This window comes from Methylibium rhizosphaerae, from assembly GCF_006386545.1.
GTDB classification, from domain to species: domain Bacteria; phylum Pseudomonadota; class Gammaproteobacteria; order Burkholderiales; family Burkholderiaceae_C; genus Pseudorivibacter; species Pseudorivibacter rhizosphaerae.
In genome coordinates, this window is the sequence record NZ_SWAR01000006.1 from 41,530 (window position 1) to 65,048 (window position 23,519).

Here is a 23,519-nt window from a genome sequence, read left to right on the forward strand (position 1 = left end):
CTTCTTTCAGCGGGCAGCCGCCGACGGCGTGCCCCGGTCGGCGATCAGCAGTTCCACCCCTTCACCGCTTGCGCGGCCGAGGCCGCCGAAACGGGTGGGCGGCACGCCGCGCGCCACGAGGTAGTCGCGTGTGCTGGCGGCGCGGTCCTGGGCGAGCATCGCGCCGCCCTTGGCGCCGTCGGCGGGGCCTGAGACGCGCACCTCGGCCTGGGCATGCGGCTTCAGGCCGGCGGCCACCTCGTTGAGCACGGCCGCCAGCGGCGGCTTCACCACCGAGCGCCCCGGGTCGAAGGCGTACTTGAGCGGCACCTCCACCCGCAGCCGGCCGTCCTCGGTGCCTTCGACGGTGACCGGCGTGCCACGCAACGCGTCGGCCAGGCGCTTGCGTTGCGCCTCCAGCGGCGGCGCCAGCGACGGGCCGAAGATGCGGCCCAGCACCCCGGGTGACTCGGAAGGCGCGCCGGGCTTGGCCGGGGGTGCGCTGCCGCAGGCCGCCAGCAGGGCGGCGCACAGGGCTGCGGTTGCAAGGGCGGGCAGGCGCACGGACATCGCTGCATTCCATCCCGATCGCGCGGCGGCAGCAAGCGACGTTGGTGTAACCCTTGTAAGGGCCGCGCGGCCGGCCCGGCTAAAATCGCGGCCTCTCTCAAGGAGCGTTGCAACGGCGGCCGCAAGGCCCCGCCAGGCTTGAGACTCGCAACGACGCTCACCCTGCCGCCTGTTGTCTTGTCTTCGTGCGGCCGCGGGTGGGCCGCGGCAACACGGCGAGGCCCCGTTCGAAATCGATGCGTGCCATGTCCGAAGCCACCACCTCCGCTGCCCCTTCCGCCGTTGCCCCGATGCGCCTGTCCGGCCTGGAGCCGGTGCTCATCGGCGAGGGCACGCTGTTCGTCAACATCGGCGAACGCACCAACGTCACCGGCTCGAAGGCGTTCGCGCGCATGATCCTCAACGGCCAGTTCGAGGAGGCGCTGTCGGTGGCGCGCCAGCAGGTCGAGAACGGCGCGCAGGTGATCGACATCAACATGGACGAGGCCATGCTCGACAGCAAGGCCGCGATGGTGCGCTTCCTCAACCTCATCGCCTCGGAGCCCGAGATCGCCCGCGTGCCGATCATGATCGACAGCTCGAAGTGGGAGGTCATCGAGGCCGGGCTCAAGTGCATCCAGGGCAAGGGCATCGTCAACTCGATCTCGCTCAAGGAAGGCATCGAGCCGTTCAAGCACCAGGCCCGGCTGATCAAGCGCTATGGCGCTGCCACGGTGGTGATGGCCTTCGACGAAAAGGGCCAGGCCGACACCTATGCCCGCAAGACCGAGATCTGCGAGCGGGCCTATCGCATCCTGGTCGACGAGGTCGGTTTCCCGCCAGAGGACATCGTCTTCGACCCGAACATCTTCGCCATCGCCACCGGCATCGAGGAGCACGACAACTACGCGGTCGACTTCATCGAGGCCACGCGCTGGATCAAGCGCAACCTGCCGGGCGCCAAGGTGTCCGGCGGCGTGTCGAACGTGAGCTTCAGCTTCCGCGGCAACGAGCCGGTGCGCGAAGCCATCCATACCGTCTTCCTGTACCACGCCATCCAGGCCGGCATGGACATGGGGATCGTCAACGCCGGCATGGTGGGCGTGTACGACGACCTCGACCCCGAGCTGCGCGAGCGCGTCGAGGACGTCGTGCTCAACCGCCGGCCCGATGCCAGCGAGCGCCTGATCGAGATCGCCGAAAGCGCCAAGGGCGCGGCCAAGGACGAGTCGGCCAAGCTGGCCTGGCGCGCGAACGACGTGAACGCGCGCCTGTCGCATGCGCTGGTGCACGGCATCACCGACTTCATAGTGGCCGATACCGAGGAAGCCTGGCAGGCCATCCGCGCCAAGGGCGGCCGGCCGCTGCACGTGATCGAAGGCCCGCTGATGGACGGCATGAACGTGGTGGGCGACCTGTTCGGCGCCGGCAAGATGTTCCTGCCGCAGGTGGTGAAGTCGGCCCGCGTGATGAAGCAGGCGGTGGCCCACCTGCTGCCCTACATCGAGGAAGAGAAAAAGGCACTCGCGGACGCCGGCGGCGACGTGAAGCCCAAGGGCAAGATCGTCATCGCCACGGTGAAGGGCGACGTGCACGACATCGGCAAGAACATCGTCACCGTCGTGCTCCAGTGCAACAACTTCGAGGTGGTCAACATGGGCGTGATGGTCCCGTGCCAGGACATCCTCGCCAAGGCCAAGGTCGAGGGCGCCGACATCATCGGCCTGTCCGGCCTCATCACACCCAGCCTCGAGGAAATGCAGCACGTCGCCGCCGAGATGCAGCGCGACGACTACTTCCGGGTGAAGAAGATCCCGCTGCTCATTGGCGGCGCCACCACCAGCCGGGTGCACACCGCGGTGAAGATCTCGCCGCACTACGAAGGCCCGGTGGTCTACGTGCCCGACGCGTCGCGCAGCGTGGGCGTGTGCTCCGACCTGCTCTCCGACGAGCGGGCCGCGCGCTACATCGACGAGCTGAAGGCCGACTACGAGAAGGTGCGCGAGCAGCATGCCAACAAGAAGGCCACGCCGCTCGTGTCACTGGCTGCCGCGCGTGCCAACAAGACCCCCATCGACTGGGCGGCCGCCGAGCCGGCGAAGCCCAGGTTCCTGGGCCGCCGGGTGTTCAGGAACTACGACCTGGCCGAACTCGCGCAGACCATCGACTGGGGCCCGTTCTTCCAGACCTGGGACCTGGCCGGCCCCTTCCCGCAGATCCTGAAGGACGACGTGGTCGGCACCGAGGCGCAGCGGGTGTTCAGCGACGGCAAGCGCCTGCTGCAGCGCCTCATCGAGGGCCGCTGGGTCACGGCCAATGGCGTCATCGGCCTCTACCCGGCCAATACGGTGAACGACGACGACATCGAGATCTACACCGACGAGTCGCGCAGCGAAGTGCTGATGACCTGGCACGGCCTGCGCATGCAGAGCGAACGTCCGGCGGTCGACGGCGTGAAGCGGCCCAACCGCTGCCTGGCCGACTTCGTGGCTCCGAAGGGCGTGAAACCCGACTACGTCGGCCTGTTCGCGGTGACGGCCGGCCTGGGCATCGAGAAGAAGGAACAGCAGTTCGTCAAGGATCTCGACGACTACTCGGCCATCATGCTCAAGGCCCTGGCGGACCGCCTGGCCGAAGCCTTCGCCGAGCGCCTGCACCAGCGCGTGCGCACCGAGCTCTGGGGCTATGCGGCCGGCGAGCAGCTCAGCAACGAGGAACTCATCGCCGAGAAGTACCGCGGCATCCGCCCGGCGCCGGGCTACCCGGCCTGTCCGGACCACACCGTCAAGCGAGAGATGTTCCGCGTGCTCGCCTGCGATGAGATCGGCATGGGCCTCACCGACAGCCTGGCCATGACGCCGGCTGCCAGCGTGAGCGGCTTCTACCTCGCGCACCCGGAGTCCGCCTACTTCAACGTCGGCAAGATCGGTCACGACCAGCTCGAGGACTGGGCCCGGCGCAACGCCATGGCCCAGGCAGACGCGCAGCGGGCGCTGGCACCGCTGCTTTGAACCGGCCGGCGCTGCCTTCTCTTACAAAAGAAGCGTGTGCACATAACTGCGACGGACGTCGTCGTCGTGGCTGCGGCGCCTGCATGAATCGTCGGCACCGGCTCCGACGAACGGTCTGATTCGCAAGCGCAACGGTGCTTTCGGCGGCTGCGCACCGATGGCGCAGAAGCTGCTTCCGCCCGGCGGTCAATCAACAAAGAACCGCTGGAGGGGCCGTGGAAACAGCGCGTGATCGCACCGCTGCGCGTGCGTGTGGAGGGGGGCGTGCCGCCCGGTATTGGCTGGCTGCGTGTGTTGTCATCGCCCTGGCCGCCTGCGGCGGCGCCGACAAGGGCAATGGCGACACGCCGCCCGCCAGCGACAAGCCCGCATCGCGTATCGAGGCCCATGGCTTTCTGACCCAGGCCACCTTCGGCCCCACCGAAGCCAGCCTTTCGCGCGTGAGCAGCATCGGCTACAGCGCCTGGATCAACGAGCAGGCCGCCCGGCCCCAGACCTCGCACCGCGCCTACTGGGATGCGGCGGACGCCGCCTTGAAGGCGGTCGATCCCGAGGACGAAGCCGGCTCGCGGGAGATCTTCGACAGCTTCTACCGCCAGGCCATCACCGGCGAGGACCAGCTGCGGCAGCGCATCGCCTTCGCGTTGTCGCAGATCTTCGTGATCTCGCTGCAGGACGGCAACGTCAACGACCACCCGCGTGGCGCGGCGAGCTACATGGACATGCTGGCGACGCACGCCTTCGGCAACTACCGCAACCTGCTGCAGGACGTGTCCACCCACCCGATGATGGGGGTGTACCTGTCGCACCTGCGCAACCAGAAGGAGAACCCGGCCACCGGCCGCGTCCCCGACGAGAACTATGCCCGCGAGGTGATGCAGCTGTTCTCCATCGGACTGCACCAGCTGGACCTCGACGGCACGGTCAAGACCGATGGCGCCGGCAAGCCGCTGGAGACCTACACCGCCGAAGACATCGCCGGCCTCGCAAAAGTGTTCACCGGCTTCAGCTGGGCGGGTCCGGACACGAGCAATTCGCGCTTTTACGGTAACGGCACGCCGGTGAACCCGAACCGCACGATCGAGCCGATGCAGGGCTACAAGCAGTTCCACTCGATATCGGAAAAGCGCTTCCTCGGCCGCACCATTCCCGCCGTGGCGGCGTCCGATGCCGACCCGGCGGGCGACCTGTCCATCGCGATGGACACCCTGTTCCAGCACCCCAACGTCGGCCCCTTCATCGGCAAGCAGCTGATCCAGCGGCTGGTCACGAGCAACCCAAGCCCGGCGTACGTGAGCCGCGTCGCGCAGACCTTCAACAACAACGGCGCCGGCGTGCGCGGCGACATGCTCGCGGTGGTGCGGGCCGTGCTGCTCGATCCAGAAGCCCGCGGCGATGCGAGCAGCAACCGCTTCGGCAAGCTGCGTGAGCCGGTGCTGCGCCTCACCGCCTACCTGCGCGCCTTCGGGGCAGCGTCCGACAGCGGCGGGTGGTTGATCGAAACGACAGACGACCCCGGCACGCAACTCGGCCAGTCGCCAATGCGCTCGCCTTCGGTCTTCAACTTCTACCGCCCGGGCTACGTGCCGCCCGGCAGCGAACTGGGCGCGCTGGGCCTTGCCGCCCCGGAGATGCAGATCACGCACGAGTCCTCGGTGGCCGGCTATGTGAACTTCATGCGCAGCGTGGTGCAAAACGGGGTCGGTCGGCGCGGCATCAACTACAACGCGCCTCGCAACGATGTGCAGGTGAACTGGGCCAACGAACTGCCGCTGTCCGACAAGCCGGCGGAGCTCGTGCAGCGCATGGACGAGCTGCTGCTGGGCGGGCGCATGAGCAGCGCGCTCGAAGCCGACATCGTGCAGGCGGTGGAATCGATCAACGTGCCGGCCCTGCGTGCCGACGGCAGCAACCAGTCGCAGGTGGATGCCGCCAGGCGCAACCGGGTGCAGGCGGCGGCCTTCCTCACGCTCGCGTCGCCCGAGTTCATCGTCCAGAAATGACCCATCCCTGCGCGCGAGGCCTGCCATGACACTCAACACTTCCCGCCGCGAATTCCTGCGCCAGGCGAGCGCGCTGTCCGTCGTCGGTGCCGCCGGGGCGCCGTTTGCGCTGAACCTCGCTGCGCTCGGCACTGCGGCCGCGCAGAACGCAGGCGACTACAAGGCGCTGGTGTGCCTGTTCCTCTACGGCGGCTGCGACACCTACAACGTGGTGTTGCCCACCGACACCGCCTCCTGGAACAACTACATCGCGGTTCGCAACCAGGCGCCAGACCCGATCGCGCTGCGCGCGGCGGTCGTGGCCCCCAACCCGGATGCCGCGCTCGGCTCACTCGATCGCCTGGGCGGTGTGCTGCCGATCAGCCCGCTCAACGCGCAGGGCCGCAGCTTCGCCGTGCACCCGATGCTCGGCGCCGTGCGCGACCTGTTCGCCGCGCAGCGGCTGGCCATCGTGCCCAACGTCGGTCCGCTGGTCCGCCCCACCACCAAGGCCGACTACCGCAATTCCAGCTTCCCGAAGCCGCCCAAGCTCTTTTCGCACAACGACCAGCAGTCCACCTGGCAGGCCTACGCCCCCGAAGGCGCCACGGCCGGCTGGGGCGGCCGCATGGCTGACCTGCTCGCCAGCGGCAACCAGCACCGGATCTTCAGCAGCATTTCCGCCTCCGGCAACGCGGTGTGGTCGGCCGGGCGCAGCGTGCTGCAGTACCAGGTGGGCGGCAACGGCGCCATTCGCGTGGGCGGCACCGGCACCACGCTCTTCAACTCGCCCACCGTGCTCAGCAAGCTGCGCAGCATCGTCCGCACGCCGCAAAGCGGCCACCTGATGGAGCGCGATCACGCGGCCGTGGTGGCGCGCTCGATGGATGCCGAGGCGCTGCTGTCCGGCGCCTTGCCGGCCGCCGGGCAGGCGCCCTACGGTACGCCACCGGCCGGCAGCGCCAGCTACAGCGTGATCAACGATCCGCTGCTGCGATACAACAATCCGCTCACCGGCACCGCGGCCTTCAACTCGCTGGCGCAGCAACTGCAGGTGGTGGCCCGCACCATTGCCGCGCGTTCGGCGCTCGGAGCGACCCGCCAGGTGTTTTTCGTCAGCCTGGGCGGCTTCGACACCCACGGCAACGAAAACCGCAGCCTTGCCGATCTGCTCGCAAAGCTGGGCCATGGGCTGCAGTACTTCAACAACGTCCTCACCGCGCTGGGAGTGGCCAACCAGGTGACCACCTTCACCGCGTCGGACTTCGGGCGGACCTTCACCAGCAACGGCGACGGGACCGACCATGGCTGGGGGTCGCATCACATGGTGATGGGCGGTGCCGTGCGGGGCGGCGACCTCTACGGCGCCTTCCCGGTGCTCGGCACCAAGAACGCCAACAACAACGACTTCGACAACAGCCCCGACCAGATCGGCAACGGCGCCATGCTGCCTGCGGTTTCGGTGGACCAGTACGCCGCGACGCTCGGCCGCTGGTTCGGTCTGTCCGACGGTCAACTGCTCGACCTGTTTCCGAACCTCGCCAACTGGAATGCCAGCAGTCGCAACCTTGGTTTCATGACGTGAGCGCGGCCGCCTGGCGTGACCGGCAGTTACATCTCCGACCGGACGGCTGATTTCCGTTTGCGACTTGTCGCGTTGAATGTGGGCGGCCGGCAAGCCTTGCAGGCGCCGGCCACAACAACACGAAAGGACCTTCCAGATGAACAACCCCCAACCTCTCGATTCAGCGACCGCGATGCCTCAGCAAGGTTGGCGCGCGCTGCCGCGTGCCGTCTGGCTGGTGGGTGGGGCTCTGCTGCTCACCATCGCCGGCCTGGCTTCTGCCCTGGTGATGAACCGCTCCGGCTCCGAACCCGAAACGCCAGCTGCAGTGGCCGAGAACACGGCTCCCGCGGCGCCTGCCGGCAAGACCGCGAAGACTCCCAAGGCAGGCGGCAGCAGTGCGCAGCGCGAGGCCGCTGCCGGACACAACAACAGCTACCCGGACACCCGGCACATGCAGCCGGCGGTCAGTGTGTGCGCCACCTGCGGCGTGGTCGAGTCGGTGACCCCGGTGACGAAGAAGGGCGAGGGCACGGGGCTGGGCGCCGTGGCCGGCGGCGTGGTCGGCGGCTTGCTGGGCAACCAGGTCGGCAAGGGCGACGGCCGCAAGGCCATGACGGTGGTGGGCGCGGTGGGCGGCGGGCTGGCCGGCCACGAGATCGAAAAGCGCGCCCGCTCCGAAACCGTCTATAGCGTGAAGGTGCGCATGGACGATGGTTCACTGCGCACTACCACCCAGCGGCAGGCACCCGCGGTCGGCCAGCGCGTCACCCTCGACGGGCAAGCGCTGCGCGCGGTGAGCGAATCGCAGGGCGCCGCAGGCGATGCGCCCCGCACCTGGAAGACCAAGTCGTCCGACATGGGGGCCTGAGCCGGCACGGCTTGCGGCGTTCCACGGCAAACGGCCCTCGCGTGCGAGGGCCGTTTGTCATTGGGGCGCGCAGCCTCAGTGCTTGTGCTGGTGGTCGTGGCCCTGGCTGCCTGCGGCCGGGGCTGCCGCGGGCGCGGTGGCCGAGACCTTGAAGTCGACGCGCTGTTCGATCAGCTTGCCGTCGGCGCCCTTGAGCTTGAGCGTCACCGGCACGGTGCTGCCTGCGGTGAGCGGCTGCTTCAACTGCATGAGCATCAGGTGATGCCCACCCGGCTTGAGCTCGACCGGCTTGCCGGCGGGCAGCGGCAGCGATTCGACGGCGCGCATCTTCATCACGTCGCCTTCCATCGCCATCTCGTGGATCTCGGCCACGCCGGCGGCCGGCGAAGCCAGGCCCACCAGCGTGGCGCCCTTGTCGCTGGTGATGCGTGCAAAGCCGCCGGTGCCGGACTGCCCGGCCACCGCCGGTCGCAGCCAGGCGTTCTCGACCTTCACCAGAGAGGCAGGCTGGGCGAAGGTCAAGGCCGGGGCGGCACACAGCAGCACGGCGGCCGCGAAAGACATGAAGCGGGGGGAGGGACGTTGCATGGTCATGAAGAGGTACGAGGAGCGGAGGACTATTGCACCGACAGCACGCGCCGGTACTGGATGGCTTCTGCCACGTGTGCCGTCTCGATGCTGTCGGCCTGGGCGAGGTCGGCCACGGTGCGGGCGATGCGCAAGGCCCGGTGGTAGCCGCGGGCCGACCAGCCCAGCCGGGTGGATGCGGCTTGGAGGAATTGCACGGCTGACGGTTCCAGCCGCACGTGGCTGTCGATCTCCGCGGGTTCGAGCGCTGCATTGGCGCGTCCCTGGCGCCGATGCTGCCGTTCGCGTGCCCGTACCACACGCTCGACCACCTGCTCGCTTGCATCGCCGGCGGGCGCCGCGGCCAGCACCTCGGGCGCCACGGCGGGCACTTCCACCTGGAGGTCGATGCGATCGAGCAGCGGGCCGCTCAGCCGCCCCTGGTAGCGCGCGATCACGTCGGGCGAGCAGCGGCAGGCGCGCAGGCTGCTGCCGGCATGCCCGCAGGGGCAGGGGTTCATCGCCGCCACGAGCTGGAAGCGGGCCGGGAATTCGGCCTGCCGCGCCGCCCGCGAGATCGTGATGCGGCCGGTTTCCAGCGGTTCGCGCAGCGCCTCGAGCGCCGCCCGCGGGAATTCGGGCAGTTCATCGAGGAAGAGCACGCCGTGGTGTGCCAGCGAGATCTCGCCGGGCCGCGGTGGCGAGCCGCCGCCCACCAGTGCAGCCGAAGATGCCGAGTGGTGCGGCGAGCGCACCGTGCGGGTCTTCCAGCCGTGCGCGTCGAAGTCGCCCACCAGGCTCAGCACGGCCGCCGACTGCAGCGCTTCCTCGTCGGTCATGGGCGGCAGCAGCGTGGCGAAGCGTTGCGCCAGCATCGACTTGCCGGTGCCGGGCGGTCCGACCATCAGCACGCTGTGCCCCCCCGCCGCCGCGATCTCGAGCGCGCGCTTGGCGGCAACCTGGCCCTTGACGTCGCGCAGGTTCAGCCCGCTCGCCCGGGCCGGCGGCGCTGCCGCGGGCGTGCGCTGCAGCGGTTCGGGGTCGGTGGGCTGCAGCGCGCGCACCACGTCGAGCAGGTGCCGCGCGCCGCACAGCTTCAGGCCTTCGACCAGCGCGGCTTCACGCGCGCTCTCCTCGGGCAATACGAGGGTGCGGCGCCCGGCGCCTTGCTGCAATGCGAGCCCCAGGGCCAGCGCGCCGCGCACCGGCCGCAGGTCTCCGGCCAGCGACAGCTCGCCGGCGAACTCGAAGTCGCCGAGCCGGGCGGCATCGATCTGGCCGGCCGCAGCCAGGATGCCCAGGGCGATGGGCAGGTCGAACCGGCCCGACTCCTTCGGCAGGTCGGCCGGCGCCAGGTTGACGGTGATGCGCTTGTTGTGCGGAAACTCGAGCGCACTGTTGTGCAGCGCGGCCCGCACCCGCTCGCGGGCTTCCTTCACCTCGGTGTCCGCCAGGCCCACCAGCGTGAAGCTCGGCAGGCCGTTGGCCAGATGCACCTCGACGGTGACCTCGGGCGCATGGAGCCCGTCCAGGGCGCGGCTGTGGACGACGGCAAGGGACATGACGAAGGGCAGGCGGCAGCGAAGCCGGCCATTGTGCTCCTGCAGCAGTGCCGGCCGCCTCCCCAGAACAGCGACTGCGGTCAGGCCGTGGCACCAAACAAGTGCTTTTGCGGGGGCGAATATTCCCGAACATGGGGCGCGCGGTGCGCTGAGAGCCCCGTTTCAGTTCATCGCTCCCGCTATTGGCGCAATGGCACGGATCGTGCAGAGGTCCATCCTGATTTCGACCTGTCTAACCTGGAGAGGAGAGAACCCATGAAGACGTCGCTGGCGGCCCTCGCGGCCGCGCTGGTGGTGGCGGCCCTGCCTGGTCTCGCGCAGGCGGCCGATGAGCACACGTTTGCCTTCAATGCGGGCGCCGTGACCGACTACCGCTACCGCGGCATCTCGCAAACGCGCTTCAAACCGGCGCTGCAAGGCGGCGCCGACTACTCGCATTCGAGCGGCTTCTACGTCGGCACCTGGGCGTCGACGATCAAGTGGATCAAGGACTGGGGCGGTGACGCCAACATCGAACTCGACATCTACGGCGGCTACAAGGGCGCCATCACCGAGGGATTGAGCTTCGACGTCGGGGTGCTGCAGTACGTCTACCCGAGCGCCAAGACGGCTGCCTGGGATGCGCTCTACGACGACCCGAACACCACGGAGGTGTACGGAGCGATCACGTTCGGGCCGGCCACGCTGAAGTATTCGCACACTGCCACCAACCTGTTCGGCACGCGCAACAGCAAGAACTCCGGCTACCTCGATGCGAGCGCCACCTTCGACCTGGGCGGCGGCATCATGCTCACGCCTCACGTCGGCTACCAGAAGGTTGCCAAGAACGACGACTACTCGTACACCGACTACTCGGTGACCGTGAGCAAGGACTTCAGCGGCTTCGTCGTGAGCGCTGCAGTGGTGGGGACCGACACCAAGAGCATCGGCGGGGCGAAAGCCTATGCGTCGCCTGCCAACGGCAAGGATCTCGGCAAGGCCGGCGTCGTTGTCGGCGTCAAGTACAACTTCTGAGGAAAACGGAGACGACCATGAAGATGGTGACCGCCATCGTCAAGCCTTTCAAGCTTGATGAAGTGCGTGAAGCCCTGAGCGCCATCGGCGTTCAAGGCATCACGGTGACCGAAGTGAAGGGCTTCGGCCGCCAAAAGGGCCACACCGAGCTGTACCGCGGTGCGGAGTACGTTGTCGACTTCCTGCCGAAGGTGAAGATCGAGGCCGCCGTGGACGACGCCGTCGTCGACCGTGTGATCGAGGCCATCGAAGGCTCCGCCCGCACCGGCAAGATCGGCGACGGCAAGATCTTCGTGACCACGCTGGAGCAGGTGATCCGCATCCGCACCGGCGAAACCGGCAAGGACGCGCTCTAAGCCGCCACCCCATTCGAGAGAGACCTAGAGAGACGACCATGATGCGAAAACTCATCGCTTCTTTCGTGCTGGGCCTGGCGGTCCTGGGCTTTGCCGGTGCGGCAATGGCCCAGGACGCGGCTTCAGCGCCTGCCGCCGCGGCCGTTGCCGAGGCGGCGTCCGCCGCTGCGGCGCCTGCTGCCGAAGCCGCCTCCGCGGCTGCACCGGCCGCAGCCCCGGTGATCAACAAGGGTGACACCGCCTGGATGCTGGTGTCCACGCTGCTGGTGATCCTCATGACCATCCCCGGCCTGGCGCTGTTCTACGGCGGCCTGGTGCGCAGCAAGAACATGCTGTCGGTGCTGATGCAGGTGATGGTGACCTTCTCGCTGATCGTCGTGCTGTGGTTCATCTATGGCTACAGCCTGGCGTTCACCGAGGGCAACGCCTACGTCGGCGGCCTCGACCGGCTGTTCATGAAGGGCACCTGGGACAACGTCGCGGGCACCTTTGCCCCGGCCGCCACGTTCAGCAAGGGCGTCTACATCCCCGAGATCGTGTTCGCCGCCTTCCAGGCCACCTTCGCCGGCATCACCTGCTGCCTGATCGTCGGCGCCTTCGCCGAGCGCATCAAGTTCTCGGCGGTGCTGCTGTTCATGGTGCTGTGGTTCACCTTCAGCTACGCCCCGATCGCCCACATGGTCTGGTTCTGGATGGGCCCGGATGCCTACGCCAGCAAGGAAGTGGTCGACCAGATGACCGGCAAGGCCGGCCAGATCTGGCAGTGGGGCGCACTCGACTTCGCCGGCGGCACCGTGGTGCACATCAACGCCGCCGTCGCGGGCCTGGTGGGTGCCTACATGGTCGGCAAGCGCGTCGGCTACGGCAAGGAAGCCTTCACGCCGCACTCGCTGACGCTCACGATGGTCGGCGCCTCGCTGCTGTGGGTGGGCTGGTTCGGCTTCAATGCCGGCTCGGCGCTCGAAGCCAACGGCTTTGCCGCCCTGGCCTTCATCAACACCTTCGCCGCAACCGCCGCTGCCGTGCTCGCCTGGTGCATGGGTGAAGCGCTGATCAAGGGCAAGGCCTCGATGCTGGGGGCTGCCTCGGGTGCGGTGGCCGGCCTCGTCGCCATCACGCCGGCTGCCGGCAACGTCGGCATCGTGGGTGCGCTGGTCATCGGTCTGGTCGCCGGCTTCGCCTGCCTGTGGGGCGTGAACGGCCTGAAGAAGCTGCTGGGCGCCGACGACTCGCTCGACGTGTTCGGCGTGCACGGTGTCGGCGGCATCGTCGGCGCGCTGCTGACGGGCGTGTTCAACTCCCCGGCCCTCGGCGGCCCCGGCTTCGTGGCCGACTGGGTCACGGCGACCATGGTCACGCCGGCCGACTACTCCATCGGCGCGCAGGTCTGGGTCCAGCTCAAGGCCGTGCTGCTGACCATCGTCTGGTCGGGCGTCGTCTCGCTGGTGGCCTACAAGATCGTCGACCTGGTGATCGGCCTGCGGGTGAGCGAGGAAGAAGAGCGCGAAGGCCTGGACATCGCTGCCCACGGCGAGACCGCCTATCACAAGTGACACGAGAGTGAGTGCGGGCTCGGCCCGCAACGCAGAGGCCGCCTTCGGGCGGCCTTTTTCATGGCGCGATCGAACAGGTTTGGCGCGGCGCCTTGTGTCTGCTAGGGTTGACCTCAACTCCTAGAATCTTCGCCTCGCGCCCCGCCGCCCCCGCCTTTTCTCCCCCCGCAGCCATGGTCCCCCACCTCATCACCGCGCTCACCGGCCCCATCAACGAACTCGAGCAGCGCATCCTCGAATCCATGCCGGCCATCGAGCGCTGGTTCCGGCTCGAGTGGATGGAACACACGCCGCCGTTCTACACCTCGGTGGACGTGCGCAACGCAGGCTTCAAGCTGGCGCCGGTGGATACCAACCTCTACCCGGGCGGCTTCAACAACCTCACGCCCGAGATGCTGCCGCTGGCGGTGCAGGCGGCCATGGCGGCCATCGAGAAGATCTGCCCCGAGGCCAAGAACCTGCTGCTCATTCCCGAGAAGCACACCCGCAACACCTTCTACCTGACCAACGTCGCGCGGCTGATCCAGATCTTTTCGCTGGCCGGCCTCAACGTGCGGGTCGGCACGCTCGACGAAACCATCAAGGAGCCGACCCGGCTGGACCTGCCCGACGGCAGCCACATCATGGTGGAGCCCCTGGTGCGCACCAAGCGGCGGCTGGGCCTGAAGGACTTCGATCCCTGCACCATCCTGCTCAACAACGACCTGTCGGCCGGCATTCCGAAGGTGCTCGAGAACATCCACGAGCAGTACCTGCTGCCGCCGCTGCACGCCGGCTGGGCGGTGCGGCGCAAGAGCCAGCACTTCGACGCCTACGAGGAAGTGGCCAAGAAGTTCGCCAAGCTGCTGGGCATGGACCCATGGCTCATCAACCCGATGTTCGCCAAGTGCGGCGAGGTCGACTTCGCCAACGGCACCGGCCAGGAATGCCTGCAGAGCAACGTCGACGCGCTGCTGTCCAAGGTGCGCCGCAAGTACAAGGAATACGGCATCAACGAAAAGCCGTTCGTCGTCGTGAAGGCCGACAACGGCACCTACGGCATGGGCATCATGACCGTGCGCGACGCGAAGGAGCTGGCCGACCTGAACCGCAAGACGCGCAACAAGATGAGCGTCATCAAGGACGGCCAGGAAGTGAGCGAGGTCATCATCCAGGAAGGCGTGCCGACCTACGAGCGCATCAACGAGGCGGTGGCCGAGCCGGTGGTCTACATGATCGACCGCTACGTGGTGGGCGGCTTCTACCGGGTGCATGCCGAGCGCGGCATCGACGAAAACCTCAACGCGCCGGGCTCCAGCTTCGTGCCGCTGGCCTTTGCCGAATCGCACCACCTGCCCAAGCCGGGCGAAAAGCCTGGCGCCAGCGCGCCCAACCGCTTCTACATGTATGGCGTGATCGGCCGGCTGGCCATGCTGGCGGCCAGCTACGAGCTGGAAGCCACCGACCCCGACGCCGAGGTCTACGAGTGACCGCGCCCGCCGCCTGAGGCCCCCCGGCCGGCGTTGCTGCGCTGCAACATCCGGCCTGTGGCGGGCTTCACGCTCAGGCGCACAATGGCGGGCTTTCCGACTCCGCTGCCGTTTCAGTGCAATCCAGCCCCCAAGCCCCGGCCACCGGTTCCAAGCTGGCCGTGCTCACGCTCGGCGCCATCGGCATCGTCTATGGCGACATCGGCACCAGCCCGCTGTATGCGCTGAAGGAGGTGTTCGCGCACGGCCAGCTCGCCGTCACGGCGGACAACATCTTCGGCATCCTGTCGATGGTGTTCTGGACGCTCACGGTCATCGTCTCGCTGAAGTACGTGCTGCTGATCCTGCGGGCCGACAACCACGGCGAGGGCGGCCTGATCGCGATGCTGGCGCTGGCGTCGCAGGCGGTGAAGGAGCGGCCGGTGCTGCGCCGGCGGCTGCTGGTCCTCGGCATCTTCGGCACCGCCATCTTCTTCGGCGACGGCGTCATCACCCCGGCCATCTCGGTGCTGTCGGCCGTCGAGGGCCTGGAGGTGGCAGCGCCCGGCCTGAAGCCCTATGTGGTGCCGGTCACGCTGGTCGTGCTCACCCTGCTGTTTGCCGTGCAACGGCACGGTACCGGCGGCATCGGTCGCTTTTTCGGGCCGATCACCGTGGTTTGGTTCCTGGCGCTGGCGGTGCTCGGGCTCGTGCACATCGTGCAGAACCCCGCCGTGCTGGCCGCACTCAGCCCGCACTACGGGCTGCTGTTCATGTTCAACCACCCGGTGCTCGCCTTCATCTCGCTCGGCGCCGTGGTGCTGTGCGTGACCGGCGCCGAAGCGCTGTATGCCGACATGGGCCACTTCGGCAAGCGCCCCATCCGCCTGGCCTGGTTCGGGCTGGTGATGCCGGCGCTGGTGCTCAACTATTTCGGCCAGGGCGCGATGCTGCTGGCCTACCCCGAGAAGGTCAGCAACCCTTTCTACGAAATGGCGCCGTCGTGGGCCGTGGTGCCCCTGATCGGGCTGGCCACGGCCGCCACTGTGATCGCCTCGCAGGCGCTGATCTCGGCGGCCTTCTCGGTCACCAAGCAGGCCATCCAGCTGGGCTACCTGCCGCGCCTGCGCATCCAGCACACCTCGGTGCGTGAGACGGGCCAGATCTACGTGCCCTTCATCAACTGGGCGCTGTACATCAGCATCGTGCTGGCAGTGGTGGCCTTCGGCTCCAGCAGCAAGCTGGCCTCGGCCTACGGCATCACGGTCACCACCGACATGCTGATCACCACGACGATGACCTTCTTCGTCATCCACTACGGCTGGAAGTACCCGTGGGCGCTGTGCATCGCGGCCACCGGCTTCTTCTTCGTGGTGGACATCCTCTTCTTCTCGGCCAACGTCATCAAGATCTTCGAGGGCGGCTGGTTCCCGCTGCTGATCGGCGCGGCGGTGTTCACGCTCATGATGACCTGGAAGCAGGGCCGCCACCTGATGGGTGAACGCCTGCGCGACGAGGCCATCGAGCTCAAGGCCTTCCTCGACTCGGTGTTCCTGAGCCCACCCACCCGGGTGCCCGGCACGGCCGTGTTCCTGTCGTCCGAGAAGGGCAGCACGCCCAACGCCCTGCTGCACAACCTGAAGCACAACAAGGTGCTGCACGAGCAGAACCTGTTCGTCACCGTGCAGCATCACGAGCTGCCGTGGATCGGCTTCAACAGGCGCTGCGAGATCGAGCCGCTGGGCCACAACTGCTGGCAGGTCACGCTGCACTTCGGCTTCAAGAACGAGCCCGACGTACCCGAGGCGCTGCAGCTGCTGGCCAGCCGCGGCGTGCAGCTCGACGACATGGAAACCAGCTACTTCCTGTCGCGCGACATCGTGACGCCCACCATCGGCTCCGGCATGGCGCACTGGCGCGAGAAGCTGTTCGTCAGCATGCACCGCAACGCGGCTGCCGCGGCGGACTTCCTCTATCTGCCGACCAACCGGGTCGTCGAACTGGGCTCGAAGCTCGAGATATAGGCCGCCTCCCGGGGCGGCGTCCGCTGAATTCTGTGTTCGCGGCGGGCTTCCCGTTTCTCGGGCAGCATTGCGCGCTTTCGTCGCCGCCGTCTCCCATGCGTGTGCTGCAAGACCTCTCCCTGTCCGCCTTCGTGGCCGGCTTCGTTGCCGTGCTGGTCGGCTTCACCAGCTCGGTGGCGATCGTGTTCCAGGCGGCGCTCGCGTTCGGTGCCACGCCCGCGCAGATCAGCTCCTGGATGTGGGCCCTGGGCATCGGCATGGGCTTGTGTTCGCTGCTGCCCTCGCTGTGGTGGCGCAAGCCGGTCATGGTGGCCTGGTCCACGCCGGGGGCGGCGGTGCTGGCCACGACGGGGGCGGGCTTCTCCATGGCCGACGCGGTGGGCGCCTTCCTGCTGTGCGGACTGCTCATCACGCTGGCGGGGGCCACCGGCTGGTTCGAGCGGGTCATGAAGCGCATTCCCATGCCGCTGGCTTCGGCCCTGCTGGCCGGCGTGCTGGCACGTTTCGGCGTCGAGGCCTTCACCGCGGCCCGCACCGCCCTGCCGCTGGTGTTGCTGATGCTGGCTGCCTATCTCGTCGGGCGGCGCTGGTGGCCGCGCTACGCGGTGGTCGTCGTGCTGGCGGCGGGCACCGCCTTCGTCGCATGGCAGGGGCAGCTGCGCACCGAGGCCATTGCCTGGAGCTGGACCATGCCGGTGTTCACCGCGCCGCGCTTCTCGGTCGAGGCGGCGGTGAGCCTGGCCCTGCCGCTGTTCATCGTGACCATGGCCTCGCAGAACCTGCCGGGGGTGGCTGCCATCCAGGCGGCCGGCTACGAGATGCCGGTCTCCCGCATCATCACGCTCACCGGGCTGGCCACGCTGGTGCTGGCCCCTTTCGGCGCCTTCGCGCTCAACCTGTCGGCCATCACCGCGGCCATCTGCATGGGACGCGAGGCCCACCCCGACCCCGAGCGGCGCTACATGGCGGCCGCCTCCTGCGGCGCCATCTATGTGGTGATCGGCCTGTTCGGCGCGGCCGTCACCGGGGTGCTCACCGCCTTCCCGCGGGAGCTGGTCGCGGCGATTGCCGGCCTCGCGCTGCTGGGCACCATCGGCAGCGGCCTGCATGTGGCCCTCAAGGACGATGACCATCGCGAGGCCGCCCTCATCGCCTTCCTCGTCACGCTGTCGGGCGTGGCGATCGCCGGCATCGGCTCCGCGTTCTGGGGTGTGGTGGCCGGCACGATCGCGTGGCTTGTGCAACAGTACGGACGCTCGCGTTTTCCCCGCTGACCCCTCGCGCCCTCATCACCATGAAGCTGCTGTTCGTCGCCGATCCGCTCGATCACTTCAAGACCTACAAGGACACCACCTTCTCGATGATGCGGGAGGCAGCCCGCCGCGGGCATGAGCTGCTCGCCTGCGAGCCCCGGCACATCAGCTGGAAGAGCGGCGGCAAGGTGGCCGCGGCATGCCGGCAGATCGAGCTGACCGGCGATGCGCACGACTGGTACGTGGTGCGCGGCGAACCCAAGCTGGCGCTGGCCGACGTCGATGCGGTGCTGATGCGCAAGGACCCGCCCTTCGACAGCGAATACTTCTACGCCACCCACCTGCTCGAGCAGGCCGAGCGCGAAGGCGCACGGGTCTTCAACAGGCCGGCCTCGCTGCGCGACCACCCGGAAAAGCTCGCGGTGATGGAGTTCGCCCGGTTCTGCTCGCCGACGCTGGTGACCCGCGAAGCGGGCGAGGTGCGCGACTTCCATGCCGAACACCGCGACGTCATCCTCAAGCCGCTCGACGGCATGGGCGGCATGGGCATCTTCCGCGTCCGGGACGACGGGCTGAACCTGGGCAGCATCATCGAGACGCTCAACCACCACGGCGCCACCACACTGATGGTGCAGCGCTTCGTGCCCGAGATCACCCAGGGCGACAAGCGCATCCTGGTCATCGGCGGCAAGCCGGTGCCTTTTTCGCTGGCCCGCATTCCGCAGGGCACGGAGGTGCGCGGCAACCTGGCAGCCGGCGGCAAGGGCGTGGCCCAGCCGCTGTCGGCGCGCGACCGCGAGATCGCCGAGGCGCTGGGCCCCACGCTCGCCGCGCGTGGGCTGCTGCTGGTGGGGCTCGACGTGATCGGCGACTACCTCACCGAGATCAACGTCACCAGCCCGACCTGCTTCCAGGAAATCACCCAGCAGGCCGGCTTCGACGTGCCGAAGATGTTCGTCGACGCGCTCGAGGCGGCACTCGCCTGAAGGCGGCTCAGCCCGAGTGCGGGGCGCCGTAGCGCCCCGCGTTGTTGTTCGGCGGCAGCAAGGCAAGCCCGATGGCGACCGCCAGCGCGAGCGGCGGAAAGAACATCAGCGCACACCACACCGGGTTGAAGCCGGTGTCCTTCAGCCGCTTCGCCGTGGCCGACAGCACCAGGCAGAACGCTGCGCCCAGGGCGGCGATCCACACCAGCGCGGCCAGCACGTTGCCCTTTGCGCCCAGCGCGTCGGTCATCAGCCACGGCGCGACCCAGGCCAGTGCCATGGCAAACAGCAGGCGCCGCAGATAGCTGCGCCGGCCGATGCGGCCGGCGAAGTCGAAGTAGCGGTTGAACGGGATCAGCTCGAAAGGCATGTGCGGGTCCATGAGGCCGGAGCGGGTGCGATGCTAGCAACGACAATCCGCGCATGGCCCTCATCACGCTTTCCAACGCCCATCTCGCCTTCGGGCACGTCGCGCTGCTCGACGGCGCCGACCTTTCGCTCGAACCCGGCGAGCGCCTGGGCCTCATCGGCCGCAACGGCGCCGGCAAGTCCTCGCTGCTGAAGATCCTGGCCGGCCTCGAGAAGGCCGACGACGGCCTGCTGCAGCTGCAGCAGGGCCTGCGCCGCTTCTACGTGCCGCAGGAGCCGGCGTTCGCGGCCGGCGCCAGCGTCTTCGACGTGGTGAGCGAGGGGATCGCCGAAGCGAAGGCGCTGCGCGCCCGCTATGAAGCCCATGCCGAGGGCGAAGACCTCGATGCCCTGCAGACCCGCATCGAGGCGCTCGACGGCTGGACCTGGGAACAGCGCGTCGGCGAAACGCTGCAGCGCCTGCATCTCGACGCGCAGGCGAAGGTCGAGGCCCTGTCCGGCGGCACGAAGAAGCGCGTCGCGCTGGCCCAGGCCCTGGTGGCCGCGCCCGACGTGCTGCTGCTCGACGAACCCACCAACCACCTCGACCTGGACGCCATCGTGTGGCTGCAGGACCTGCTGGGCGCCTACCGCGGCGCGGTGGTGCTCATCACCCACGACCGCGCCTTCCTCGACGCGGTGGCCACCCGCATCGTCGAGCTCGACCGCGGCGTGCTGCGCTCCTACCCCGGCAACTTCGCGGCCTACGAGGCCACCAAGCAGCGCGAGCTGGAGGCCGAGGCGCTGGCCAATGCCCGTGCCGACAAGCTGCTGGCTCAGGAAGAGGTGTGGGTGCGCAAGGGCGTGGAGGCGCGCCGCACGCGCAGCGTGAGCCGGGTCAACCGCCTGCTCGCCTTGCGCGCCAGGCGTGCCGCCCGGCGCGAGGCGGTGGGCCGGGTCCGGCTCGACGTCGACGCCGGACTGCCCAGCGGCAAGATCGTGGCCGAGCTCGACGGCGTGTCCAAGAGCTTCGGCGGCCGCCCGATCGTGCGCGACTTCAGCGCCACCATCCTGCGCGGCGACAAGGTCGGCGTGATCGGCCCCAACGGCGCCGGCAAGACCACCTTGCTGAAGCTCATCCTCGGCGAGCTGCCGCCCGACGGCGGCCGCATCCGCCAGGGCAGCAACCTGCAGGTGGCCTACTTCGACCAGATGCGCGAGACGCTCAAGCCCGACGCGACGCTGGCCGACTTCATCAGCCCCGGCAGCGAATGGATCGAGATCGGCTCGCAGCGCAAGCATGTGATGAGCTATCTCGGCGACTTCCTGTTTGCGCCCGAGCGCGCCAACTCGCCGGTGAAGAGCCTGTCGGGCGGCGAACGCAACCGCCTGCTGCTGGCCCGCCTGTTCGCGCGGCCGGCCAACGTGCTGGTGCTCGACGAGCCGACCAACGACCTCGACATCGACACGCTGGAGCTGCTCGAGGACCTGCTGCAGAACTACGAGGGCACCGTGTTCCTGGTGAGCCACGACCGGCGTTTCCTCGACAACGTGGTCACCAGCACCATCGTGGCCGAAGGCGAGGGGCGCTGGCGCGAATACGAAGGCGGCGTGGAAGACTGGCTCGCGCAGTCGCAACGCGCGCGGGGCCTGCAGCCCCCGCCGGCGGCTGCGCGCGAGGGCAAGGCCCAGGAGCCACCGCCGCCCAGGCCTGCGGCAGAGGCGCCCGCCCGGCGCACCAAGCTCAGCTACAAGGAGCAGCGCGAGCTCGACGAGCTGCCGGCACGCATAGAGGCGCTCGAAGCCGAGCAGAAGGCGCTGTCGGACGAACTCGCCGGCACCGAGCTCTACACCGCCACACCCCAGCGTGTGCCGCAGGTGCAGGCCCGCTATGCGCAGATCGAAGACGAGCTGATGCAGCTGCTCGAGCGCTGGGAAGCGCTGTCCGCGCGCTGAACCGTCGCCGCAAGCTGGAGCTCCCTCGCGGAGGGGGCTCGGGGGAGCCGTGCGTAAAGCCGAAGGCTAGGAGGCTGCGCGGCAGAAGCCGCCCAGCCTCCTAGCCCTCTTCGCGCCGCCCGCGCGTCAGCGATGCCAGCCAGCCGCCCGACAGCGCGGCCGGGTGGGTGCGGCTGATCATCAGGCCCGACTGCAGGTACAGCGCATTGAGCAGCCGGCTGGCCCGCTCCATGTCGAGCCCCGGCCAATCGGCCAGCGCACGCAACGGCACCGCTTCGCGCCGCAGCCGCGCAATGGCCGACGCCAGCGCACCGCTGATCTCGAGGTTGCGCAGGTCCAGCCCGGGTGCGACACGGTAGACGGCGGGGCCGGCGATCTCGGGCAGCAGCTCGCGGCGCGGCCCGTACAGCGCCAGCAGCCACAGCAGCGTGCCCAGCGGGTGGTACATGTGCGCAGCGCCCACCAGCTCGCTGTGCTTGTGGCCCGGCGGCTTGAGCACCGCCGGCTCCACCTGCAAAAGCCGCAGGTTGGCCATGCTGGGCTCCAGCAGCGAAGCCATCGGCAGCGGCGAGTGGAACAGGCGTTCGCGCGGAAACACCGTCACCGGCACCACGAAACCTTCGCGGTCGAGGTGGATCGCCACGTTCTGCGAGTGGCGCAGGCAGGCGGCCATGACCTCCAGCACTTCGGCGCCGTGGGGCGTGTGCTCGAAGCGCTGCAGGTCGGCCAGCAGGGAAGGGCTGAGCGAAGACAGGCGCGTGCCCAGACCGGAAGCCGGGTCGGGCATGGCGGCGAGCTCGCTCATGGCGCGCTGGAAGGCGCTCACGCGCCACAGCTCCGGTTCGCCAAAGGGGATGGTCGGCTCGTCCATGGGCAAGACTTTAGGTCTGAAACAACCCGGTTTCCGGCATTCGTACGGGCGTTACACGCGGTGCATCCCGAAACGTCAGCCCAGGTGCCGGCGCGCCTGCTGCACCGCGCGCCACAGCCGCGCGTCCTGCGAGGTCGCGAAGTTGATGCGCATGAGCGTGGTGGGCCGGTGCGAGGCGTGGAACAGCGAGCCCGGGGCGAGCAGCCAGCCTTCGTCGAGCATGGTGGCGGCCAGGCGGTCGGTGTCCACGCCCACGTCCACCCAGCCGAACAGCCCGGCCGGCTCGGTGACGAAACGCACGCCGGCTTCCTGCGCGAGGGCCACGCTGCGGGCGCGCGCCGCGTCGAGCTTCTGCACCACGCGCTCGGCGTGGCGGCGCAGCTGGCCCTGCTCGAGGCACAGCGCAACGGCCTGTTCCAGCACGGCCGGGGTGGTGAGGGTGGTGAGCAGCTTCACATCGACGAAACGCTCGACCAGCTTGCGCGGCGCCGCGATGAAGCCGACCCGCCAGGCCGGCGTGAGGATCTTCGAGAAGCCCGACACGTAGATGGTGCGCTGCAGGCCGTCGAGCGCCGACAGGCGCGGCGCGTGGGCAGGCGCCAGGTGGGCGTAGGTGTCGTCCTCGGTGATGTGGAAGTCGTGGGTCTCTGCCAGCTTGAGCACCTGGTGGGCCGACGCGAGCGACAGCGTGCAGCCGGTCGGGTTGTGCAGCACCGACACGGTGGCATACAGGCGCGGCCGGTGCGCCTCGGCCAGCGCCCGCATGGTGGCGAGATCGGGCCCATCGGGCCCGCGCGGCACCGGCAGGATGCGCACGCCCAGCTGGCTGAGCCGCGCGTATTCCACCGCCCAGCCGGGCTCGTCGACCAGCACCGCGTCGCCGGGCTGCAGCAGCGTGCGCGAGATGATGTCCAGCCCCTGCGTGGCGCCCGCGGTGGTGACGATCTGCTCGGGCACCGTCTTCACGCCGAAGTCGGCCAGCTTCATGGCCAGCGCGGTGCGCAGGCGCGTGTCGCCGGCCGGCTCGCCGTAGTGCAGCGCCAGCGGGGCGAGGCGCTCGCCGGCGGTCACGCGGCGCAACGCGGCGCTCAGGATGGGCAGGTCCAGCCACTCGGCGGGCAGGGTGCCCAGGCCCGGCATGGCGCGCACGCCCGGCTGGTTGAACATGCCGCGGATCAGCGCGGCGGCATCCACCGGCGCGCTGGGCCGCACCTCCGGGCGCGGCTTCACATGGCCCACCGCGGCGGCCGGCGCCGCCGAGCGGATCTCGCGCACGAAGAAGCCGCGCTGCTTGCGCGCTTCGATCAGCCCCTGTGCCAGCAACTGGTCGTAGGCGGCAACCACCGTGTAGGCGCTGATGCCATGGCGCTTGGCGCATTCGCGCACCGACGGCAGCCGGGTGCCCGGCGGCAGCAGTCGCTGGCGGATGCGTTCGGCGAACCGGTTGGCCAGCTGATCGGTGAGCGTGGCGCCGGCATCGCGGGCCAGCGGAGCCGCGAGCAAGGCAGAGGCGATCGGAGCGTTCATGGCGGTGGGATTTGTGTTGGGCGCGGGACCGATACAGAAATTCGGCTGCGCGGGTTCAGTGTATTGGTACTGTGCTGGTGATGTCCATACACTGGATC

Annotated in this window: 18 protein-coding genes and 1 riboswitch; of the genes, 12 read left to right on the plus strand and 6 right to left on the minus strand. The window is 68.8% G+C overall.

Annotation, left to right across the window (positions count from 1 at the left end):
• Positions 1-6: 6 nt before the first annotated feature.
• Positions 7-549, minus strand: coding sequence for an OmpA family protein (locus tag E8D38_RS06720; RefSeq protein ID WP_140627157.1), 543 nt, complete (start codon positions 547-549; stop codon positions 7-9).
• A 93-nt stretch (positions 550-642) separates the two neighbouring features.
• Positions 643-715: riboswitch (S-adenosyl-L-homocysteine riboswitch) on the plus strand.
• 79 nt (positions 716-794) lie between these two features.
• On the opposite strand from E8D38_RS06720, the gene metH reads away from it, so the two are divergent.
• The 4 genes from metH to E8D38_RS06740 all read left to right on the plus strand — a co-directional run bounded on the left by metH (position 795) and on the right by E8D38_RS06740 (position 7,956).
• Complete coding sequence (gene metH, locus E8D38_RS06725; protein ID WP_140627159.1) at positions 795-3,539, plus strand: methionine synthase; 2,745 nt, start codon at positions 795-797, stop codon at positions 3,537-3,539.
• A 215-nt stretch (positions 3,540-3,754) separates the two neighbouring features.
• Positions 3,755-5,542 (plus strand): DUF1800 domain-containing protein, encoded by a 1,788-nt coding sequence (locus E8D38_RS06730; protein ID WP_246099382.1) that lies wholly within the window; start codon positions 3,755-3,757, stop codon positions 5,540-5,542.
• A 25-nt stretch (positions 5,543-5,567) separates the two neighbouring features.
• On the plus strand, positions 5,568-7,106 hold the full coding sequence (locus tag E8D38_RS06735; RefSeq protein WP_140627162.1) for a DUF1501 domain-containing protein: 1,539 nt from the start codon (positions 5,568-5,570) through the stop codon (positions 7,104-7,106).
• 136 nt (positions 7,107-7,242) lie between these two features.
• Complete coding sequence (locus tag E8D38_RS06740; protein WP_140627164.1) at positions 7,243-7,956, plus strand: glycine zipper 2TM domain-containing protein; 714 nt, start codon at positions 7,243-7,245, stop codon at positions 7,954-7,956.
• Positions 7,957-8,031: 75 nt separating this feature from the next.
• Here the strand turns inward: E8D38_RS06740 and E8D38_RS06745 are convergent, their stop codons facing one another.
• Complete coding sequence (locus tag E8D38_RS06745) at positions 8,032-8,520, minus strand: copper chaperone PCu(A)C (RefSeq protein ID WP_246099383.1); 489 nt, start codon at positions 8,518-8,520, stop codon at positions 8,032-8,034.
• A 53-nt stretch (positions 8,521-8,573) separates the two neighbouring features.
• Positions 8,574-10,085 (minus strand): YifB family Mg chelatase-like AAA ATPase, encoded by a 1,512-nt coding sequence (locus tag E8D38_RS06750; RefSeq protein ID WP_140627168.1) that lies wholly within the window; start codon positions 10,083-10,085, stop codon positions 8,574-8,576.
• A gap of 255 nt (positions 10,086-10,340) precedes the next feature.
• Here E8D38_RS06750 and E8D38_RS06755 point away from each other — a divergent pair, with 255 nt between their 5' ends.
• The 7 genes from E8D38_RS06755 to gshB all read left to right on the plus strand — a co-directional run bounded on the left by E8D38_RS06755 (position 10,341) and on the right by gshB (position 18,719).
• Positions 10,341-11,099, plus strand: coding sequence for a TorF family putative porin (locus E8D38_RS06755; protein ID WP_140627170.1), 759 nt, complete (start codon positions 10,341-10,343; stop codon positions 11,097-11,099).
• Between the two features lie 17 nt (positions 11,100-11,116).
• Complete coding sequence (locus E8D38_RS06760; protein ID WP_140627172.1) at positions 11,117-11,455, plus strand: P-II family nitrogen regulator; 339 nt, start codon at positions 11,117-11,119, stop codon at positions 11,453-11,455.
• A gap of 41 nt (positions 11,456-11,496) precedes the next feature.
• Positions 11,497-13,008 carry an ammonium transporter gene (locus tag E8D38_RS06765; protein WP_140627447.1) on the plus strand — a complete coding sequence of 504 codons (1,512 nt, stop codon included), beginning with the start codon at positions 11,497-11,499 and terminating at the stop codon, positions 13,006-13,008.
• Positions 13,009-13,181: 173 nt separating this feature from the next.
• Positions 13,182-14,477: a glutamate--cysteine ligase gene (gene gshA, locus E8D38_RS06770; RefSeq protein WP_140627174.1), complete on the plus strand. Its 1,296-nt coding sequence runs from the start codon at positions 13,182-13,184 to the stop codon at positions 14,475-14,477.
• A 116-nt stretch (positions 14,478-14,593) separates the two neighbouring features.
• The gene (locus tag E8D38_RS06775) at positions 14,594-16,480 is read left to right on the plus strand and encodes a potassium transporter Kup (protein WP_140627176.1); all 1,887 of its coding nucleotides are present in this window, start codon (positions 14,594-14,596) and stop codon (positions 16,478-16,480) included.
• A gap of 95 nt (positions 16,481-16,575) precedes the next feature.
• The gene (locus tag E8D38_RS06780) at positions 16,576-17,754 is read left to right on the plus strand and encodes a benzoate/H(+) symporter BenE family transporter (protein WP_140627178.1); all 1,179 of its coding nucleotides are present in this window, start codon (positions 16,576-16,578) and stop codon (positions 17,752-17,754) included.
• A 20-nt stretch (positions 17,755-17,774) separates the two neighbouring features.
• Positions 17,775-18,719, plus strand: a complete 945-nt coding sequence (gene gshB / locus E8D38_RS06785; RefSeq protein ID WP_140627180.1) for a glutathione synthase — start codon at positions 17,775-17,777, stop codon at positions 18,717-18,719.
• 7 nt (positions 18,720-18,726) lie between these two features.
• Here the strand turns inward: gshB and E8D38_RS06790 are convergent, their stop codons facing one another.
• A complete protein-coding gene (locus E8D38_RS06790) occupies positions 18,727-19,089 on the minus strand; it encodes a DUF805 domain-containing protein (protein WP_181178961.1) in 363 nt (120 codons plus the stop codon).
• Positions 19,090-19,142: 53 nt separating this feature from the next.
• On the opposite strand from E8D38_RS06790, the gene E8D38_RS06795 reads away from it, so the two are divergent.
• Entirely contained in the window at positions 19,143-21,023 is a 1,881-nt protein-coding gene (locus tag E8D38_RS06795; protein WP_140627185.1) for an ATP-binding cassette domain-containing protein, read from the plus strand.
• Between the two features lie 100 nt (positions 21,024-21,123).
• On the opposite strand, the gene E8D38_RS06800 is transcribed toward E8D38_RS06795, so the two are convergent.
• Together E8D38_RS06800 and E8D38_RS06805 are read right to left on the minus strand one after the other, a co-directional pair.
• Complete coding sequence (locus E8D38_RS06800; protein ID WP_140627187.1) at positions 21,124-21,894, minus strand: hypothetical protein; 771 nt, start codon at positions 21,892-21,894, stop codon at positions 21,124-21,126.
• Positions 21,895-21,969: 75 nt separating this feature from the next.
• Positions 21,970-23,421: an aminotransferase-like domain-containing protein gene (locus E8D38_RS06805; RefSeq protein ID WP_140627189.1), complete on the minus strand. Its 1,452-nt coding sequence runs from the start codon at positions 23,419-23,421 to the stop codon at positions 21,970-21,972.
• Between the last annotated feature and the right edge of the window lie 98 nt (positions 23,422-23,519).